The 19,436-nt window shown below is 48.0% G+C and carries 16 protein-coding genes; 4 read left to right on the top strand and 12 right to left on the bottom strand.

What is annotated here, in order from left to right:
- Window positions 1-327: 327 nt before the first annotated feature.
- From OEY58_11625 to uvrD, 5 genes are all read right to left on the bottom strand, one after another.
- The gene (locus OEY58_11625; protein ID MDH5326101.1) at window positions 328-840 is read right to left on the bottom strand and encodes a hypothetical protein; all 513 of its coding nucleotides are present in this window, start codon (window positions 838-840) and stop codon (window positions 328-330) included.
- Window positions 841-976: 136 nt separating this feature from the next.
- The gene (locus OEY58_11630) at window positions 977-1,567 is read right to left on the bottom strand and encodes a hypothetical protein (protein MDH5326102.1); all 591 of its coding nucleotides are present in this window, start codon (window positions 1,565-1,567) and stop codon (window positions 977-979) included.
- A gap of 147 nt (window positions 1,568-1,714) precedes the next feature.
- The gene (locus tag OEY58_11635; protein ID MDH5326103.1) at window positions 1,715-2,140 is read right to left on the bottom strand and encodes a hypothetical protein; all 426 of its coding nucleotides are present in this window, start codon (window positions 2,138-2,140) and stop codon (window positions 1,715-1,717) included.
- Between the two features lie 1,179 nt (window positions 2,141-3,319).
- Window positions 3,320-4,429 (bottom strand): TRAP transporter substrate-binding protein, encoded by a 1,110-nt coding sequence (locus OEY58_11640; GenBank protein MDH5326104.1) that lies wholly within the window; start codon window positions 4,427-4,429, stop codon window positions 3,320-3,322.
- Between the two features lie 129 nt (window positions 4,430-4,558).
- Window positions 4,559-6,724 (bottom strand): DNA helicase II, encoded by a 2,166-nt coding sequence (gene uvrD / locus OEY58_11645; GenBank protein ID MDH5326105.1) that lies wholly within the window; start codon window positions 6,722-6,724, stop codon window positions 4,559-4,561.
- Window positions 6,725-6,924: 200 nt separating this feature from the next.
- Between uvrD and OEY58_11650 the strand changes: the two genes are divergently transcribed.
- The 3 genes from OEY58_11650 to OEY58_11660 all read left to right on the top strand — a co-directional run bounded on the left by OEY58_11650 (window position 6,925) and on the right by OEY58_11660 (window position 12,002).
- Window positions 6,925-7,212, top strand: coding sequence for an antibiotic biosynthesis monooxygenase (locus tag OEY58_11650; protein MDH5326106.1), 288 nt, complete (start codon window positions 6,925-6,927; stop codon window positions 7,210-7,212).
- A gap of 138 nt (window positions 7,213-7,350) precedes the next feature.
- A complete protein-coding gene (locus OEY58_11655; GenBank protein ID MDH5326107.1) occupies window positions 7,351-10,569 on the top strand; it encodes an efflux RND transporter permease subunit in 3,219 nt (1,072 codons plus the stop codon).
- Entirely contained in the window at window positions 10,566-12,002 is a 1,437-nt protein-coding gene (locus tag OEY58_11660) for a TolC family protein (protein MDH5326108.1), read from the top strand. Before OEY58_11655 ends, OEY58_11660 begins: the two co-directional genes overlap by 4 nt.
- Window positions 12,003-12,047: 45 nt before the next feature.
- Here the strand turns inward: OEY58_11660 and OEY58_11665 are convergent, their stop codons facing one another.
- The 6 genes from OEY58_11665 to OEY58_11690 are packed head-to-tail and all read right to left on the bottom strand — an operon-like array spanning window position 12,048 to window position 16,884.
- Entirely contained in the window at window positions 12,048-14,087 is a 2,040-nt protein-coding gene (locus tag OEY58_11665; protein ID MDH5326109.1) for a hypothetical protein, read from the bottom strand.
- Between the two features lie 49 nt (window positions 14,088-14,136).
- The gene (locus OEY58_11670; GenBank protein ID MDH5326110.1) at window positions 14,137-14,928 is read right to left on the bottom strand and encodes a hypothetical protein; all 792 of its coding nucleotides are present in this window, start codon (window positions 14,926-14,928) and stop codon (window positions 14,137-14,139) included.
- Between the two features lie 16 nt (window positions 14,929-14,944).
- Complete coding sequence (locus OEY58_11675) at window positions 14,945-15,523, bottom strand: type II secretion system GspH family protein (GenBank protein MDH5326111.1); 579 nt, start codon at window positions 15,521-15,523, stop codon at window positions 14,945-14,947.
- 2 nt (window positions 15,524-15,525) lie between these two features.
- The gene (locus OEY58_11680) at window positions 15,526-15,975 is read right to left on the bottom strand and encodes a prepilin-type N-terminal cleavage/methylation domain-containing protein (protein ID MDH5326112.1); all 450 of its coding nucleotides are present in this window, start codon (window positions 15,973-15,975) and stop codon (window positions 15,526-15,528) included.
- A gap of 17 nt (window positions 15,976-15,992) precedes the next feature.
- Complete coding sequence (locus tag OEY58_11685; GenBank protein ID MDH5326113.1) at window positions 15,993-16,427, bottom strand: prepilin-type N-terminal cleavage/methylation domain-containing protein; 435 nt, start codon at window positions 16,425-16,427, stop codon at window positions 15,993-15,995.
- Window positions 16,428-16,449: 22 nt separating this feature from the next.
- Entirely contained in the window at window positions 16,450-16,884 is a 435-nt protein-coding gene (locus tag OEY58_11690; protein MDH5326114.1) for a prepilin-type N-terminal cleavage/methylation domain-containing protein, read from the bottom strand.
- A gap of 249 nt (window positions 16,885-17,133) precedes the next feature.
- On the opposite strand from OEY58_11690, the gene OEY58_11695 reads away from it, so the two are divergent.
- Window positions 17,134-18,033: an OmpA family protein gene (locus tag OEY58_11695; protein MDH5326115.1), complete on the top strand. Its 900-nt coding sequence runs from the start codon at window positions 17,134-17,136 to the stop codon at window positions 18,031-18,033.
- Window positions 18,034-18,067: 34 nt separating this feature from the next.
- On the opposite strand, the gene rimO is transcribed toward OEY58_11695, so the two are convergent.
- Entirely contained in the window at window positions 18,068-19,429 is a 1,362-nt protein-coding gene (gene rimO, locus OEY58_11700) for a 30S ribosomal protein S12 methylthiotransferase RimO (GenBank protein ID MDH5326116.1), read from the bottom strand.
- Window positions 19,430-19,436: the final 7 nt, after the last annotated feature.

Genomic DNA, 19,436 nt, shown 5'->3' on the forward strand with positions numbered 1-19,436 from the left:
GGAACCATGAAACCCACTCGTTCATGCATGATTCCCCGGGACCCATTCTCCATCCCATTGAACCCTGAGGCCATTCAAACTTTGTCCATGGTGGTGCCAATTCATTTTCCATTTTAAAGTATGCCCTCCCCACGACTGGTGGTAACTATTACTAACGCTCAGCTTAACCGGGCGTTTTTTGATGTGCTTTTTTTGTTAGAGTGAAACGAAACAAAAAAAGTACAGCAAAAAAACGGTCCGCGTTTAAGCGCTGGTTATAATATATTTTTGATTCTGCATTTTTTGGAAAGATCATTTTCTAAACCCTATTAACGTAATATTACATAATTACTCTATATATAAACTAGATACTTTTGTTTTTATAGACTCCAATAGATCATATTCTTCGATTAATTCTAAATTCAATTTGTATTCATGCACTATCCGTGAAGTCAACTCTAACAAAGGCAACCAACTTTTTAGAAAATAATTTAGCCCAATATTTAAAGACCCAAAATCGATATAGTCATATCTCATGGTTTCATATACATCGAGCCTAATTCTTCCATTTGCCCATTTCATATCAAAATCTAAATACAAATCATTGGATGCGAAATTAAATATTTCTTCTCCCTCATCACTTTCTAACAAAAATGAAAGCATAGATACTAAGTATATAAAATGATCTGCTATATCATACCTATATATCAGATCTATTGAATTTCCATTTACTATAACTCTACATTTGTCCTCACATTTCTTAAATAATCTAGCAAAAACGTCATTAAAATCGTAAAGATCCCTTTCAACTAAATCACCATGAACACGTGGATCGCCTATATCTACAAAAAATTCTTTCATTGCAAACCGTTCATCCTACGCAAATATAACGACCACCCTCACCGGCGCATTGAAGGGGTGTGCCTTTTGTGGTATTCACCACAAAAGGTGCGCCACTTCAATGCGTCCGTGTGCAGGGTCTGGTTAGTAACCATAATCAATAAACCATGTTGGCGCCAAACTCCGGGATTTTCCCTCTTTCTATCTGAAAGATCCAAAAATCAAGCCTATCCCGATCCATCTTCCAAAACTTTCTACATGCTTCTAAATATTTAACTACAGCTTTCCTTTCATTTTTTTCAAGGAGTGTTTTAGCTAATGACATATTTGGCCCGAAGCTATCTAACTGAGGAGATCCTTTCGTATTTCCTGCTCTTAATAGGTATTTTATTGCTTCATTTATGTCATTGTTTTTAGCGGCAATCCTTCCTAATACAATATTACCTTTATGAATTACATTGCCATAATTCCAATTTGACTCATAATTCTGTGCCATCTTTAACACTTCTTCCGCATATTTTTGTGCATTGGACACTTTCCCTAATTCGAAGCTCATCATCGCAAGTTCACTTAGCACTAAAAAACGATCTTTTTCCGTTTTTGCTTCTTTCAGATCATCTAATGCCTGTTCATAACGTCCCTCGAAGCTTCTATAGCTAGTACCGCGCTTTTCTTTAACAGTATCAGAGTTGCAACCTATTTGCGAAATCACCATAAATACACAAAATAATGCCTTTATCAATTTCATATGGTTCCACCCATGAATAGCAGACACGTAAACTAACGCCAAAATTAACAGGCCAACCGTAGCGGGGTGCTTTTTGTGCTATTAAGCACAAAAAGTGCGCCGCGGAGGTTGGTCCTGGTTGAATTACTGGTTAGAACATATTTCCTTTCAATCAATATTCGTATCACGAATGTGCCCGAATTCTTCTAGCAAGAGATAGAATAAGTATACAAAAGCCACATAAAAATAACCTACAAGCAGTGCAAAAGGAATAAATATGAAACTGGAGCCCCATTGCTCTACTATGCCAGGATTATTAAACCTCGATACAGCATAGTATAGTTCCCAAAATGCCACAATTAATACAGAAAACCAAACAGGAGATAGGAATAGAAGCTTATGTAGTTTACGCTTTCCACATTTCCCTATGAAATAAAACATTGTGACAGAAAACAATATATAAGGTGCTAAGCCAAAGCCAAGCGATATAAATAAGAAAATAGCCAAAAAACTTTTTGCATCTATCCCAAAAATAGCCACAGGAAAAACAATCGGAGCTAGTAAACTAAATCTGTAGAATCTCGCGGCAGTCATCGAGTTACTAACGACGCAAATCACCGGACCAAAAAAGCAGAGCGACGAGGTACGAGGAGCGTCGCTTTTTTGGGTCCGAGTGCATTTGCTTTGTTAGATCTTTTAAGTTTCAATGCACCGTCCTCCCGGCTTGCATGGCCTGCGGTTTTTCAAATAATAGCACTGACACTCAGTCCTACTCCGTTTTTCTTTTACTTGCTACTGCGATAATCTATCCGCTACTACCGCTCTAAAATGTTTATAGAATTCGTATTCTTGGGGCTTCGTCAGTCAACCTCAGAAACCCCCATCGCCGCACGGAGCTAGCCCATGCGATCTTTCAGCGCTTTACTAACAGTGTTTTCGACAGTCCACGTAATTATACCTTTTATTATTTTTGTCAATATGCACAATCACGCGATCATTTCTTGAGCACACCCCTGTGCAACTTACCGTATTTACTGAGATCATTTGTAAATCTCCAAGAAACAATTGTTTATGGCCTTTATGTTTAGCACAGTTCTGTGGCACCTTCCAGTAATTTGATCAATTAGTCCACAAAGTTTGGTTGTTAGTCGATCATTTTTGGGGTTGGTGTCATTGTGCATATTAAACTGCTGTATTTTACTTTTTATTACCTGTGTTCAATATGCCCTTTAAAAGATTTTTCAGACTTTAGGATATGGATTTGGGATGATCAGATTTTCCTTATAATAATCAATGGGTAACAGAGAACGAATGGTAGTGCCGATGGGATTTGTTTTAATATGGGATCTGGGAAATACTGCAAATTACATGAAGGGAGTTTTTCGACAAACAAGTGCTAATATAAGCACGTATTTTAGGTTGTTTGTTCAAGATAAGGCTGGGGATGTGGTTTCGATCTGTATTCTCTCCGGATAATTTTTCGTGGTTGAATCTTGTTTGTGTTAGCCAGATGGATGTCGGTTTCAGGTAAAGTAAGGTTGAGCGTTTGGCCTAAAGTCCATTCCATATATTAGAAACGTCGCCAGGTGCGTGTCACAGAACTCTTGAATATGAATAATGCGGGATAAGTCGTCAGTTTGCTTATAGAGAATTTGCAGGAAGAATTAATTGCGATGTTAGATATCCGAGTCAGCAAAAAGAAACCGGCGAATGGCCGGTTTCCTTGTTTAGTACTAGCTAAATGTTGCTCTGTACAATCAATTAGGAACAACCTTACTTTAGGTTCCTTGCTTTGTTATATGCACTTTCTGACAAAGTATTCCAACCGTCGTGGTCTTTGCTGAAGGCCTGATAGGCTTCATACACACGTTTAAAGTCAGCATCTTTGGCGGATTCTTCGTCCAGCACTTCTTTCGTCAGACGTTTCAACTCTTTGATAACGTCGTCGGGGAAAGCAAAGACTTCTACTTTGTGTTCTTCTTTGAGTTTGCGCAGTGCTTCGAGGTTTTTTGCTTCAAACTGGGATAGCATCCAAATATTGGCTGAGGCGGCTGAGGTTTCGATAGCTTTTTTCAAGTCGTCGGTCAGCGTGTCCCAAGCGGCTTTGTTGACGGTTAACTCAAGCACAGGACCGGGTTCGTGCCAGCCGGGGTAGTAGTAATACTTGGCTGCTCGGTACAGGCCCAGGCGTTCATCATGGAAAGGGCCAACCCACTCTGTGGCATCAATGGTGTTACGTTCCAGAGCAGTGTAGATTTCTCCGCCGGGCAATAACACCGGTGTACCGCCGGCTTTGGCAAAAACTTTGCCACCCAGGCCCGGAATCCGCATTTTCAGGCCTTTTAGGTCTTCAACGGAATTGATTTTTTTGTTGAACCAGCCGCCCATTTGTACGCCGGTGTTACCCAGGGGGAAGGGGACCAAATTGTGTTTGGCGTACAGTTCCTGCCACAATTTGTGGCCACCGCCGCCGTAGAGCCAGGCATTCATGCCTTGGGCGTTCATGCCGAACGGCACTGCAGTAAAAAATTGCGCGGCAGGAATTTTTCCGGCCCAGTAATAGCCGGCGCCGTGACCCAGTTGAACCGTTCCTTGGGATACGGCAGCAAAAGTTTCCAAGGGCGGTACCAGTTCACCGCCGGCATAGACTTTGATTTTTAAGCGCCCACCGCTCATGGTGGTCACGTCTTTGGCGAAGCGCTCTACACCTTCCTGGAATATGGGGAAATTGGGCGGCCAGGTGGTGACCATTTTCCACTCGTAGGTTTTAGCGGTCGCTGCGGCTTGTTTGTCGTCAGATGGATTTGCCGGTGGTTTGTTGCAAGCGCTGAGAGTAAACACGCTTAGCATTAGTACGGCTGCTAATCTTGTTATTGTTTGCATAACAAATTTCCTTGTTTGAGTTTATAGAAACGTTAGCGGAAGCGTTTTAAAAACTAGAGATGTCGCTTGGTAGCCGCCTTTCTTGGTAATACCGAGATCACGATTTAGAAAATTCGTGCTAACGGCTTCCTACACGGTATGCGCTGCTTCAAGGTTGGCATAAGCGACCACTAACCATTTACTGCCTACTGCATCGAAATTGATTTGTATCCGGGCATGGCTGCCGCTGCCTTCACAGCTCAATACCACGCCTTCACCGAAAGTGGCATGTTGCACTCTTTGCCCCAGGTAAAACCCTTCCGACTGATCGGAAACCGGGCCGGTGCTATGGCGGTAAACGGGCGCGGAAACAGAGCTTTGTAAACGGACTTCATGTATCAGCTCGGTCGGTATTTCCCGAATGAATCGTGATGGTCGGGGAAACGATTCGTTGCCATACATGCGTCGTGTCTCTGCGTGGCAAAGATACAGTTGTTCCCGTGCGCGGGTGATACCCACGTAACACAGGCGTCGTTCTTCTTCGAGTTGTTCCGGGTCTTGTGTGGAACGCTGGTGTGGGAACAATTCCTCCTCCATGCCACACAAAAATACGCGTGGAAATTCCAGCCCTTTGGCGGAGTGAAGGGTCATGAGCTGTACACAGTCCTGTTCCGGTCCGCTTTGCTGTTCACCGGCTTCCAATGCGGCGTGAGACAAGAACGCTGATGCCATGTCCATTTCTTCGTCCTCGTCATATTGGAAGTACTTGGCGGCATTGATCAGTTCTTCCAGGTTCTCTATGCGACCTTGGCCCCGTTCGCTTTTGTCTTTGTCGTAGTGATCGTACAAGGTGCTTTGGTGAATAATCTGTTCCAAGGTTTCGTGCAGGGGCAATCCATCGGTCTGGGTTTGCAGTGCTTCAATCAAGTCCAGGAAGGCCTGCAGTGCAGCGGTGGCGCGTGCGGGCAACTGCCGGGCGTTGATGAGTTCACCGGTCGCCTGCATGAGCGAAGCGCCATTGGCGCGCGCTTGGCGGCGGACGTGTTCCAGGGTTTTTTCACCAATGCCCCGGGTGGGTGTATTAACGATGCGCTCAAACGAGGCGTCGTCCATGTGGTTCAACACCAGGCGTAAATATGCCAGCGCGTCCTTGATTTCAGCCCGTTCGAAAAAGCGTAAGCCGCCGTATACCCGGTAAGGTATGTTTTGTCGGATCAATGCTTCTTCCAACACACGGGACTGGGCATTGGAACGGTAGAGCAAAGCGTTATCGCTGTAATTGCCGCCTCGTTCAATGCAGAGCTCAATCTGTTCGGAAATGAAACGCGCTTCGTCTTGTTCGTCAAAAGCGCGATACAAATGGATCGGTTCACCTTCGCCGTCATCGGTCCACAGGTTCTTGCCCAGGCGTGAATAGTTGTTGGCGATCAGGGCATTGGCGGCAGAAAGAATGTTACCGCTGGAACGGTAATTTTGTTCCAGGCGCACAGTCTTGGTATTGGCAAAATCTTTGGAAAATTGCTGGATGTTTTCTATGCGTGCACCGCGCCAACCGTAAATAGACTGGTCATCATCACCCACACTGAATACATGGGCGCTGTCGCCTGCCAACAGGCGTATCCAGGCGTATTGGATGGTATTGGTGTCTTGGAACTCGTCCACCAGAATATGCTGAAAGCGGTTGCGGTAATGCTTCATCAAAGCCGGTGTTTGTAAGAAAAGTTCGTGGGCCCGCAACAACAGCTCGGCAAAGTCCACCAACCCTGACCGACGGCAGGTGTCTTCGTAGGCTTGGTACAGTTTTACCATTTGTTTTTCGAAAGGTGCGTCATAGTGCTCGATCTGATGCGGTCGCAGGCCTTCGTCTTTTTTCTCGTTGATATACCATTGTGCCTGCTTGGGGGGCCAGTTGGATTCATCCATGCCCAGTTCTTTCATTATGCGGCGGATGGTACGGTATTGGTCGTCGCTGTCCAGAATCTGAAAGGTCTGGGGCAGGCCGGCGTCGTGCCAGTGCAGGCGTAATAGACGATGAGCCAGGGAATGAAAAGTGCCCACCCACATGCGTTGCATGGGTAAATGGATCAGCGCTTCTATGCGGCTGCGCATTTCTGCGGCGGCCTTGTTGGTGAAAGTGACCGCTAAAATACTATGGGCCGAGACGGCTTCAGCCTGGATCAACCAGGCGATGCGATGGACCAAGACTCGGGTTTTGCCACTGCCGGCGCCCGCCAGTACCTGGAGGTGTCCCGGTGGGCTGCACACCGCTTCACGTTGGGCTTCGTTGAGATTGTCTAGAATTCGGGAAACGTCCATAGGGCGGATTTTACCAAAATCGATGGGGGATACCAGGGTTGACTTACGCGAATGCTATCTCACCGGCGCTATTGTAGTTTACACTTGATGCATAAAAACGGCAGCTGAGACGTTGATGGGTAAAGCGGATAGGGATTTTTGGATAACCAGCGAGGTTCAAAATAGAGGGAAGTTAATTGTTATGGGCCAGTGGGGGAGAAATGTACGCGGTCATATTTCGAGCAACCGTTAACACGCTAGACCGGGAATATTCAGCTACGGTAGAACGACTGCATGTTTTAGCGCAGGAATATGGGTGCCGGAGCCTGCATTCCGTAATGCAGGGCGATGAGGAGGTCACGCTGAGTTATTGGGATGATTTGGAGCAGATCAAAGCCTGGCGCCAGGACCCCGAGCATAGGAAAGCACAGGAGTTGGGTCGGTCCCGTTGGTATGCGCATTATGAGGTGCAAATCTGCCCCATAGAGAGGGGCTATTCCTGGCCTTGATTCGGTATGGCAGTTTCGGGCAATGAATTTGGTGCGGCAAGGGAGACGGGTTTGATAACGGGCGCTCGTTTTAATGTGGGAGCGGTGGAATCGATGGCCACCGGGTGCGCAAGCGGTATGACAGGTAAAGTATAAAGTATGATAACCCGGTTTATTGAGTATTTCGTCGATCGTCATTTGCTGACGAATCTGTTGTTTCTGTCCATTATCGTCGGTGGCCTGCTGGCGTGGCAGCAAATCAAAAAAGAAGAGCGCCCGGATGTCACTTCCGATTTTGTGCGAGTCTCTGCCGTCTATCCAGGTGCTACCGCCGAAGAGGTTGAGCACTTCGTCACCCGAGAGTTGGAGGACGAAATCAAAGGAGTTGACGGCGTCTACCGCATCACCAGTTCGGTGAACCGGGGCAGTACCCGGATAAACGTTGAGTTGGAGCGCAATCTCCCTAATAAAGAAGAAGTGATTACAGAAATTCGCAACGCCGCTCAGGCGGCGGACTTACCCCCCGAAGTGCGCGACAAACCCAAGGTTCGAGTCTATAAAAGCTCCAAAAAAGCCATTCTGGATATTGCCCTGATTTATACCGGGGCGCACCTGCTCAACAATGCGCAACGGGAAGAGTTGCAACGTTTTGCCGGTATATTGGAACTGCAATTGGTCAATTTGCCGCAAATCAACAGCATCAATCGCAGCGGTTATTTTCAACCGGAGATACAGATTAACGTCGATCCGCGCAAGTTGGTGCGCTACCAGATTCCCATGAGCCAGGTGGTGGCGGAGGTAAAAAATAACCACATACGCCAGCCTGCCGGACACATAGAGGCCAAAGACGAGCCCGGCGTGACCATCAATGCCCAATTGGACAGCGTGGACAAGCTCAATCGTTTATATGTACAGGCAGGTTTCCAGGGGCAAGCCATTTCTCTGGGTGAGATTGCTGAGGTAAAAACGGACTTTAATCGGGAAAAGGAAATTATCAAGGTTAACGGCCATCAGGCGATTATGTTCAATGTCGTAAAAAATGTTTCTTTCGGCATAATCGAATCTTTGGAAGCCGTACAAAAAGTGGTGGACGATTTCAGAGAAAACCACCTGCAGGGTACTCCTATAGAGCTGGTCCTGTTGGATGATGAATCTTACGATGTGCGCAATCGCCTTTCCATTATTGCCATTAACGGCAGTATTGGCTTTGCACTTATTCTGATTACCCTGTTTATTTTTCTGAATAAACGAGCCGGTTTGTGGGTGGCCATGGGCATCCCCTTTACCATATGCCTGACCTTAATAAGTAGCTGGGCGTTGGGTTACACCATTAACAACGTTACCCTGGCTGCGGTGATTATTGTTATGGGTATCGTAGTGGATGATGCCATCGTTGTGGCGGAAAACGTGTCACGCTTTCGGGCGAAGGGTTTAGGGTTTCGTGAAGCCGCTATAAAGGGTACAGGACAGGTGTTTCTCCCGGTAATGGCGAGCATCGTCACCACCTGTGTGGCGTTTGTGCCTTTGTTTTATTTCTCCGGGCGTTTCGGTGGTTTTGTCAGCTTTATTCCACCCATTGTGTTTATTATGTTGTTGGCCAGTTTGGTAGAGGCCTTGATCATCCTGCCGGGCCACTTGCACTTTCAGTTGCCGCCTTGGCTGCGTCGGGGCCGCGCCGTGGAAGCGGTGCCGAGCAAGCATTGGTTCGATCGGGTAGAGAGCTGGTACGGCAATATGCTGATTCGTATATTAAAGTACAAAGTCATTATCCTCATTGGGTTTGTCGTAGTTCTGGTTGCGTCTTTTAAGTTAGCACAGGACACCATGCGGTTTGTGTTGTTCCCACACACCGAAACCCGTGAAATTGTCTTGCAGGGTACGGCAGATAAGAAAGCCGACCGCTATGAAACCGCAGCCATTAGTCGTCAAATCGAAGAGTTGATTCTGCCCTATGTGGGTAAAGAAGTCGTGGGGTTGCGCACAGAGATTGCGCGCAGCCGCCACGGCCGCGTGGCGCAGGAAAACAAATTTCGCATGATCGTGGAAATTGTGCCCAAGGAAGACCGCGCTGTGTCGGCAGACTATTTGGCGAATATTTGGAAAGCCGAAGGACAAAAAATCCCGGGCATTAAAAAACTAATTGTGCAAAAAAGCCGCTGGGGCCAATCCTCCGGTTCGGCGGTGGAAGTCATTATCTTGGAAAATGACGATAAACGGCGTCAACAGGCCGCCGAATCCATTTTGGCCGCCATGCAAAAGCACCCGGATTTAGACAACGCGGAAATTGATCAACCGTTGGAATTGATAGAATACAAAATTGATATTGATCGTAACAAGGTAAAACGCTTGGGGATAAATCCCAAGGATATTTCTTCTACTTTCCGGGCCAGCCTGGAGGGGGCTGTTATTTACGAGCTACCGGATGGGCACGAGCACATCGATGTGCGTTTGTCGGTAAGCGAAGATGCGAAGCGCGATATACAAAGTATTTTGATGATACCCGTGGAAAACCGCTCCAGCTATCTGGCGCCCTTAAAGGATTTGGTCAGCGTGGAGAAAACAAAGGCACCCATATCCATTTCCCGACGCGAAACTCGCCGTGTGAGCTCTGTTATGGCAGACCTGAAAAAAGGCGCAGGAAAAACTCCGCTGGAGATTGCCGTGGACTTGGAAAACGGCGTGTTCAAAGAAGTGGTCCGGCGCCAGCCCACAACCGCTTTAGGATTTGACGGAGAGGTGGCCGATACCCGAGAGTCTAAAAACGATTTTCGTAACTCCACTATATTGGTATTGTTGCTGATTTTCGCCATCCTGGCAGTGCTGTTCAATTCCATCAGTCGTCCCCTGTTGATTATGCTGGCCATACCCTTCGGTGCAGTGGGCGTCATCCTGGCGTTTTGGATGCACGGTCAGCTTCTGATTGGTTTTTTTGCGGCGATTGGAACGTTGGGAATGGTCGGGGTGGTTATAAACGATGCCATCATAATGGTTACCAAGCTGGACCAGGAATATGAAGAGCCCTCAGCGGACAAAGAGCCCTCAGCGGAAAAAGAGCCCTCAGCGGACAAAGAGCCCTCAGCGGGTAAAAAACCCTCAGCGGGTAAAACCGACAGCAATTTGTGTATGTATGAGCGTATCGCACGAATTGCCCAAACTCGGCTCAAGGCGGTATTGTTAACCACGATTACCACGGTCGCCGGTGTACTACCCACCGCCTACGGTTTGGCCGGGTACGATGCCATGTTGGCGGAAATGATGCTGGCGTTGGCCTGGGGGCTGATGTTCGGCACGCTGATCACCTTGTTACTGGTGCCTTGTTTGTATGCTCTGGCAGTGCAATGGTTGCCACGTAGTAGTGTAAGGAAGTTGGAATCATGATGACGTCAAAAAATACGCTACTGAGAAGCCTGGCCTCCGTGCTGTTGTTGTCGCTGATGCTTCCTGTCCGGGCGGGAGATACGAAACCGCAGGGGCAAACACCCCAAAAGTTGTCCCTTAAGGAGTTTGTCGTAAAAGCAAGCACCAACGATGTGGGGTTTGAAGCCATACTGTTAGACCGTCTGTCGCTGCAATACCGGCGTGATGTTTTGTTACCGGAGCGGGATATTATTCTGCAAATCAAACAACAAATGCATTTTTTTGAAGGTGGGCGCAGAGACGGCTCCAGCGCCATATCCTTATCCAAGCTATTTCCGGATACCGGTACTCGCTTGAGTGCAACCTATGACAAGGGGGCGTCCTTGTCCGGCAATGACACGGCCAGTATGCAGGTTTTGATCGCTCAGCCTTTAGCGCAGAATGCCTTCGGTAAAGCCATTCAACTGCAAGACAGTTTAATCGGTGTAGAGAATCAAATCAGCCACTATCAGATTGTGGAAGCCTATGAAGACTATTTGGCGGCGTTGACCACCGTTTGGTACAACTGGTATTCCGCCTTTGAAAATCTCAAAGTGGCACGCACCGCGGTGCAATCCGGTGAGCGGTTGTTAAAAAATATTCTGGAACGCCAGCGGCAAAAAATCGCCTTGCCGGTGGATGTGAATAAAATGAAATTGTCCCTTATAGCCAAAAAAGAAAACCGGGTGGTGTTACAGGAAATCTACGACAACCTAAGCAATTTAGTCTACAGCGCGATGCGCTACCGACCTGTAGGTCAGGCGGGGAACGGTGGTTTTGTTCCCGATGCACCGGGGGATACCGCGAAGCTATTTGACTTTGAGCAGGAGTATGAACACTTTGTCAGCAGCAGTCGCACTTATGCGATTTTAAATTTATTGGATAAACAGGCGGGCTTGGCCTTGGATCAGGTGGCCGATGATTTATTGCCATCTACTGAATTATTGCTGGCTTATGATGTGGACGCCCAGGAGTGGGGCACAGGTAGCCGGGACAACCGTTTTACTGCCGGCATTGCTGTAAGCTGGCCCATCGGTCGTCGTGTGGATAAAGCCCGCTACGAAATTGAACAACTGCAGCGTAAGAAAACCCGGTTGTCCAATCAAAGTAAACTGGAAGATTTGCGCACCAATTTGGGCAATTTGTATTTACAGATACAACGCGAACAAGAGCTCATGGAAATATCTCAACAGAAGATCCAATTGGCACAAGCGGTTTTAAAGGACGAAAAGGAAAACTATTCCTTCGGCAAAATCAGCCTGAACGACTACATCAGTGCCGTTAACAATGTGGATGAGAATCGTTTCAGCTATACCCGTCATGTAGTACAGCTGAACAAATTAATGTTGGAGTGGATGCGGTTGGCTGATCGTTTGGTGGACGAGAAGGAAATTATTGACGTTTCGACACATTAAAAAAGGCGCGATCCCTTCCGGAACCGCGCCAGGGGAGGTAATGAGTTAATCGTCTTCGCTTTTTTTCCTACCTTGCCACTGCGGTACGATTTCCATCCACCGGGTGGTTCCCAGGCTATCTTTACTTGAGCCGGCGCCACTGCTGCTGACGTAGCGTCCGCCGCACCCGAAACAATAGGTATCATTTGTGGGAAGACTGGGTAGGGCATCCGCGCCGGGGCCTCCGGCGACAAAGGATAGCAAGTTGGAATTGGCTTGATTGGAGATTCTGGCGGTGCTGTAGCTGGTTGGGTCGGCACTGATAACCGTAATGGTTTTGTTTCCCGCTTCTATAAAAAATCCATCACGCACCATAATTCCGCCGTTGATAAATTGATGTGTTCCATTGTTTTTCGCTTCCAACTCCAAGGCCTGGGGTACATAAACCAATCCGGAAATATTCACGTGATCGTGCATGTCAACCAGACCGCCGGTATAGAGATAAGCCGGTATATCTTCAAACTCTTCGCTGCGAATATCATTGGCTTTGAGTAAACCCAACACGCCGGGGGGTAGTCCAAACTTGGGACAGGTCGAACCGTCAGACTGTAGACATCCTGCCGGGGGAAGTGTGGCCCAGGTTGCGGCGCTGAGCTGTAGCTTGTCGAATGCTTCTGCCCAGCTATCGGCGTATCCGGACGACATTAGCAAATGGTATTGGCTGGCGGGGTTTAAGTTGGAAAATTCGGTGCTCAAGTCTTTGCCGGTTTCATATTTAAACTGATCTTTTGAGGATTGGTGGATATCAGCCAAGTTAATGCTCGGAGTGAGTACGCCGGCTTTTTGTTTGTTGCTGATGGCATCAATCACCGGTAAATTGTCCATGGTGCCATTGTCATCGGCATCGTGGGTGCCGTTAACGATGATGGGGATTTCCACTTTAAAGTAGAGTTCTTTGGGGGCAAAAGGCAGTTCATCCAGAGCGATGGGTGAGGCGGTGATATGGTCCACAAAGTCCCACATTAAAGTACCTTTGACTTTGATTTTGGCAGTTGCCGGTAAAGTAACGCCGCACAAGGTGGTATTGTTGGCAATAGTCGTGAAATGTCCGCCGCCTAAGCCAGGGGCGCAGGCGCATTCACCGGCACTGGTCGTATTGCCACAAAATCCATATAAGTTGGATGCGACTACCGTTTGTCCCAAGGCGTTTTTGACGCAAGAGGCGCCGGTACACTGACCTTTTTCCAGTCCGACCTTAACTCGCACAATACCGTACATGGTGCGATCATTGGCAATATTGTCCAGAAATTGTTTGAAACTTATGCTGCCGTAAGTGCCGACCGGGGTTAGCAAAGTGTTTACATTGGCGCTCAGCCAGTCGGCGGTGCTGCGCAATCGATTGAGTTCAAACATATGCTTGCCTCCCGCAAAATAGTTCAGCTGGCTTGCGGTCCCGAAATTGTTGTTGGAAACATTGTCTGCCTCCGCTCCAATTTGCAGCATGAGTTGGTGGGGAGTGTTGGCACTGTTGCGACTCATGGTTTGGTAGTCAGGTATGTTAATGGAGTTGCCCCCAACTCCGGTTTCAATGGTGGTCTTGTTTTTGTCGCAACCTGGAAAAAATGCCAAATTGGATTTAATGGCATGAACACCCGGTGTGGCGGTGTTATCTATGATAACGGTCCCTTTACTAGTGGACGCGCAAGAAGCAGTGGCTTCGCTCACTTTAACGGTCACTGTGGCTTTCTCGGTTCCGCAACTGACTTCCAGCGTGATGGTTTCTTTTGCGGAGCCCAGTTTGCCGTGCATGGTTTGCATGTGGGTGTAGCTAAATTCACCGGTTCCGGCAAAGCCCGCCCCCATGGCCATAGAGCCGTGTCTGGGTTGTTTTTTCATGGAATAGCTGTAGGCACCACCGCAGCTTCCACCGGTGGTTGTGGCGGTAAAAGTGATGCTTTCACCCAAAGACATGGCTACGTCTCCGGCCGGTGATATATCCAACATGAGCGCAGCGCCGGCCGGATTGACCGGGGCGACACAGAGCCAAATGGACACTGCCAATAAAGCGGCAATACGTGTGTGGCTGTTGGGTTGTAAGGTACTCATGGTCAATCTCATTTTTATATTTTCATTTATAGCTATCTGCCGGCCTTGATTATGGGTTACGGGCAATATTACTGGCTTCGGACAAGGCTGAAACAAAGCCCAACCTCTGAGAGGACTGATAAGTACCTACATACCGTTGTAAAAACCGCTTAGCTCGTTCTACTTGCGCTACGGTCTGGACAAATAAATCAACCGAGTCGGCATCGTGCGGGTTTTGGGTGATTTCCAGCCACACCGCTGCTCGATTACCACTGGTTTCGCCGTCCCAGTTTTTTGCGGTGCTGCTAACAACACGACCGTTTTCATTCAAGGTGTAAAGCACCGGATGGAATGCGGTACCGAACATGTCAGGAATGCGTAAACGTTGTCGACTTGCAGGTATTTTTTGTGTGGTTAAAGGGGTGACGGGTGCATTCGAAGCTTCACCATCGGCCAGTTTTTGCAATAAAGACGGTTGGTTGACATCCAGGCCACCGGTTTTACTCACATAAAACATATAGCTGAACAGAAACGCATCCGGTGTATTCATGTTTTTCTGCAACAGGGCTCCTTCACAGGCATCTTGTGTGGTGCCATTGGCATCGATGCAATCGTTGCTGCGCACACTGACATCGGTGTCCAATCGGTTGGTGACAAAGCGGATTCTCAAGTGTTCCAGCGCGCTTTCTGCCATGAGCAGCGCTTTGTCCTGGTCACGTACGGAGCCGGAAATTTGGGTGCTATCACTGCTTCGGGAAAATAGTTGCGAAGCGGCCACGCCCAGGATCAACAAAAAAATGGAGGCCAGTAACAGTATGTAACCGGTTTGTTGTCGACGTCGGTTGTAGAGTATTTGTGCCATCGTGCTTCATCTGGGTTCAGTTACGCGGCAATACATAGCCCTGGAATACGGTTTGTGACGGGGCCATGTCCGATTTTAGTGTAGCCAAACTGGCCAGTGTCAGTTCGAAATATTTACCGCCCGCTATGGGTTTAACCTGAAAATTGGTAATGCTGGTTTCCATGCTGGCAGCGTGACCCACTAAAGTTTCCAAGACTGCAGAATTCAAGCCAGATAAGCTGGCAGCCTTACCGATACGTAATTCATTGGGATGGTTAATGGTGTTGCCATTTTCCCACTGGATACGAATCGCATTATCCGAATAAGGCGAAACATCGTTGGGCCAGATGGGGTAGCCTGCCGGTATGGTCAGATCAAGAATGGTGCTGGTATCTGTGGTGGTGATTTTAACGCTGCTGCGCTGGGATTGTCGCAGCAAACGGCTGACCATATCAAAGGCCGCTTTACCTTCCTCATTGGCCTTGGTTTTCAGATTGTGGCTGACAATAACATTGCTACTGGTGCTGAATGTGGATACCACGGCCAGCGACAAAATGCTGGCGACCGCAATGGAAACCATTGACTCGACAAATGACATACCTAGGGACTTTTTCATCTTCATGGCTTATTCACATAGAAAGTAAACGGAGCATGGATAGACTTGGGTCCCCGAAGGGTAACGAAAGTTACTTTAACGCCGACCGTAATTGGGGAGATCCAGGTTTCCGGTTTGGGCTTGCCTTTTAGAAGATTGGTGCCGGCATCGTCAAAGGCCTCGGCAATGCTGATGGTAAACTTGTCCCTATCGCCGTTGTTCAGTACTTCGATCCCTGGCGCAAAAGCGAGAATTTGGTTTTTAAAATCCTCAGGATTGTTATTTGCAGCCAAGTATACCGGTATCAAAATTTGTGATGCGGTATTCAACGATACAGAGCGATTGTTATTGTCTACACTGCTGCGTAGGGCGCTGGTGGAGATTTTGCTGATGCCTATCAAACCAATGGCAAACACAGCCAGGGCGATTAAAACCTCCAGCAGTGCAAATCCTTGGTTTGTTTTTGAGCGCATCAACTTCATCATGGCGACTATTGGGACAAAATCTGTCCGGACAGGGTGGCAATGGTGATGTTTTTTCTCAGCGCCGGGTCATATGTGGACTTCAGAGAAATAGTGCCGGTATTATTGACTGTACCAAAGCCGTTAAAACGATAGCTGGCGCTGTCTACAGCCGTGACCCGCGACAGAGATATGGTTTGAACCACGGTGTCATCCGGTAGGCTTAAAGTGATTGCGCCGCTGTTCTGGATAAAGTTTACATTAATGTTGGTGTTTTCCGTGCGAGCCAGTGTTTTAGCTTTGCGCAGTGCCAGAGCTGTAGTTTCGGCGGCATCTTTGAGTGCTGCTCGAGCCATGGTGGTGGCCAGGTCCGGTAAGGCTATAGAAGCGAAAATGCTGAAAATGGCAACCACAATGATCAGTTCGATTAAAGTGAAGCCGTGACTGGTGTTTTGGTTTGTCATGCGCCCCTCCTGCTATATCGAATCAGCACGACGTGCTGGGCGATAATATCCAGCAGTTTTTGCTTAAAACACTGCCGTCAAAAGATGTTGTGGTTTTGGTACCGTGGTGATCAATGGTGAACTGGAAGTCACCGCTGAGCCCCAGTCCCACATTGGCTTTGTTACTGGCAGTCCAGGTAAAGCTGTGGGCGGCTCCGCTGCAAGCGAAGTTGAAGTGTTTATTGGCCGGTGCGGCGACAGCGCAAGTGCCATCGGCCTTGATGTAACTATGTTCATCCTGGTAGTGTTGGCTGCTGAGCAATTGCAATTCACCCAGGTGGCTCGTGGCTTCCGTGATCTTGGCGCGTTTGACATGCCAGGCGTAGCTCGGGTAACCCAGTGATACAATCAGTGATATGAGCGCTACTACGATGATGATTTCAATCAGGGTGAAGCCGTGCTGGTGTTTGTGATTCATTTTGCAATTCTTTAATTGAAGTCTGTCACAATATTAGAAATCTGGATGAATTTTAGCCATACCACTGGTCCATACAACTGGGCCCTTAATCGTATAAGGTGTAAAAAACAGATTATGATATAGTGAATACCGATATAAAAAATGGTCTTGTTTGGGGCTTCTCACAGCGAATAAACGTTGTAAAATTCGTGTCTTGCGAACTTGCAGGATTCTGGGTCGCGTATTGAAACAAAACAGGGGAGAAAGTTAATGCGGAATAGAAATGTGGTGCGATGGTTAATACTGGCACTGGCGGGTTCTGTCAACGTGGCGTGCGTTTCCCAGTCCAGTTATGACGAAGCGGTAGCCGCCCATGAGGCCACGAAAGAGGAAAAAATGGAGCTGAGCAAGAAGCGCGGAGCTTTGGAGGCCAACAATCTGTTTTTGCAAAATCGCCTTAATGACCTGGAAAAAGAATTTGAGCGTTTGGGGCTCGAGTTGAACCAGAAAACCAATACTCTCAGTGTAAAAAACCAGGAGCTGGCCAAAAAAAGTGAAATGTTGGGAGCCAAGAATGCCGAGTTGGATAATGCCAGAAAAGAATTGGAATCCGCATCGGCGAATTTAGCCGCCATCAACAAAGAACTGGCAGAAAAACAAGCGGTGCTTAACAAAACCCAGGATGAATTACGTAAAGCCAGTGAATACATTAAGAAAACTCATAACCTCTATGACTCATTGGTGGGTGAACTGAAAAACGAGCTGGAGTCCAAGCAGGTTAAGATCAAACAAATGAAAGACGGAATCGATGTGAACATGTCTGAGGAGATATTGTTTCCCTCCGGGTCTGCCAAGTTGAACCCATCAGGTGATGCGGTGATTAAAAAAATCAGCGAACGTTTAAAGGATAAAACCTTTCAGATTTTGGTGACGGGCTTTACCGACAACATTCCCATTCGCGGAAAGCTGGCTAATCGTTATCCGACCAATTGGGAATTGGCCGGTGCCCGGGCCGCTAGCGTGGTTCGATTATTAATCGCTTCCGGTGTGCCCAAAGAGCAGCTGGTGGCTGTGTCTTATGCAGAAAACCAGCCTGTTGCCACCAATGAAACCGACGAGGGGCGAGCGCAAAATCGTCGTATTGAGCTGCGTCTGCGGCCTTTACAATAATTGCCTGCGGCCCGGTCCTTATAGCGCCGCAACTTTATTCACTGTTCAGCGGCACACCGATGAGATCGTGCTCGGTGGCGCCGCTGATTTCCACTTCCAAAAAATCGCCCGCTTGGGCCGTGTCTGCGCCATCCAGAATAACCACGCCATCAATCTCCGGGGCATCGGCGGTGGTGCGAGCCAGCAACAAATGATCTTCGGATAGTCCATCGACCAATACCGTCATGCGTTGTCCGATTTTTTGCCGGAGTTTGTCGGCGCTGATTTGTGCCTGTGCTTCCATGAAATGTTGCAGCCGTTCCTGTTGCAATGTCTCGGGTACGGGGTTGGGTAATGCGTTGGCTTTGGCTCCTGCAACGGGAGAGTAGGCGAATGCGCCCACCCGATCCAGTTGGGCTTCCTGTAAAAAATCCAACAACATTTGAAAATCCTGTTCTGTTTCTCCGGGGAAGCCCACAATAAAAGTGGAGCGTAAAGTGAGTTCCGGGCAGTGTTTGCGCCAGGTTTGAATGCGATCTAAAGTGCGGTCGATCTTGCCCGGACGCTTCATAGCTTTTAGTACATTGGGGCTGGCGTGTTGCAGTGGCATGTCCAGATAGGGAAGAATTTTACCTTCCGCCATAAGAGGTATCAGTTCCTCCACATGAGGATAGGGGTAGACATAATGAAAGCGAACCCAAACGCCCAATTGGCTTAAACCCTTGGCCAGGTCGGTCATATGGGTCTTAAAGGCCTGGTTATTCCAAAATTGTGTTTTGTGTTTAATATCCAAACCGTAGGCGCTGGTATCCTGAGAGACCACCAGTAGTTCTTTGGTGCCTGCCTGTACCAGATGGTGGGCTTCCTGCAACACTTTATCCACAGGCCGGCTGGCCAGGGGCCCTCTTAAATCGGGGATAATGCAGAAAGTGCAGGTATGGTTACAGCCTTCGGATATTTTTAAATAGGCATAATGTTTAGGTGTCAGTTTAATCCCGGATTGCGGGACCAAGTCCATAAACGGGTCATGGGGTTTAGGCAGGTGCCGGTGAATTGCCTGCATGACTTCTGCGGTGGCATGAGGCCCGGTAACGGCTAATACATTGGGGTAGCGATCTTGCACCAGACTATCACGCGCACCCAGGCAACCTGTGACAATGACTTTGCCGTTTTCATCCAGGGCCTCGCCAATGGCTTCCAGCGATTCTTCCACGGCGCTATCAATAAACCCGCAGGTATTCACCACCACCAATTGGGCTTCATCGTAATCTGTGCTGATCGCATAACCTTCAGCCCGCAGCTGCGTAAGGATGTGTTCCGAGTCCACCAGGGCCTTGGGGCAGCCCAAGCTGATAAAACCCACCTTGGGTGCCTGGTTGGTTTTTTTCGATTCAGAATTGGGGTCCGATGAATTCATAGCGCCG

The sequence above is a fragment of the Gammaproteobacteria bacterium genome (assembly GCA_029882975.1).
Taxonomy (GTDB): Bacteria; Pseudomonadota; Gammaproteobacteria; order SZUA-152; family SZUA-152; genus JAJDNG01.

Coding starts and splice junctions, on each gene's coding strand:
- OEY58_11625 (MDH5326101.1), bottom strand. CDS start 840: ATGAAAGAATTTTTTGTAGATATAGGCGATCCACGTGTTCATGGTGAT.
- OEY58_11630 (MDH5326102.1), bottom strand. CDS start 1,567: ATGAAATTGATAAAGGCATTATTTTGTGTATTTATGGTGATTTCGCAA.
- OEY58_11635 (MDH5326103.1), bottom strand. CDS start 2,140: ATGACTGCCGCGAGATTCTACAGATTTAGTTTACTAGCTCCGATTGTT.
- OEY58_11640 (MDH5326104.1), bottom strand. CDS start 4,429: ATGCAAACAATAACAAGATTAGCAGCCGTACTAATGCTAAGCGTGTTT.
- uvrD (MDH5326105.1), bottom strand. CDS start 6,724: ATGGACGTTTCCCGAATTCTAGACAATCTCAACGAAGCCCAACGTGAA.
- OEY58_11650 (MDH5326106.1), top strand. CDS start 6,925: ATGTACGCGGTCATATTTCGAGCAACCGTTAACACGCTAGACCGGGAA.
- OEY58_11655 (MDH5326107.1), top strand. CDS start 7,351: ATGATAACCCGGTTTATTGAGTATTTCGTCGATCGTCATTTGCTGACG.
- OEY58_11660 (MDH5326108.1), top strand. CDS start 10,566: ATGATGACGTCAAAAAATACGCTACTGAGAAGCCTGGCCTCCGTGCTG.
- OEY58_11665 (MDH5326109.1), bottom strand. CDS start 14,087: ATGAGTACCTTACAACCCAACAGCCACACACGTATTGCCGCTTTATTG.
- OEY58_11670 (MDH5326110.1), bottom strand. CDS start 14,928: ATGGCACAAATACTCTACAACCGACGTCGACAACAAACCGGTTACATA.
- OEY58_11675 (MDH5326111.1), bottom strand. CDS start 15,523: ATGAAAAAGTCCCTAGGTATGTCATTTGTCGAGTCAATGGTTTCCATT.
- OEY58_11680 (MDH5326112.1), bottom strand. CDS start 15,975: ATGCGCTCAAAAACAAACCAAGGATTTGCACTGCTGGAGGTTTTAATC.
- OEY58_11685 (MDH5326113.1), bottom strand. CDS start 16,427: ATGACAAACCAAAACACCAGTCACGGCTTCACTTTAATCGAACTGATC.
- OEY58_11690 (MDH5326114.1), bottom strand. CDS start 16,884: ATGAATCACAAACACCAGCACGGCTTCACCCTGATTGAAATCATCATC.
- OEY58_11695 (MDH5326115.1), top strand. CDS start 17,134: ATGCGGAATAGAAATGTGGTGCGATGGTTAATACTGGCACTGGCGGGT.
- rimO (MDH5326116.1), bottom strand. CDS start 19,429: ATGAATTCATCGGACCCCAATTCTGAATCGAAAAAAACCAACCAGGCA.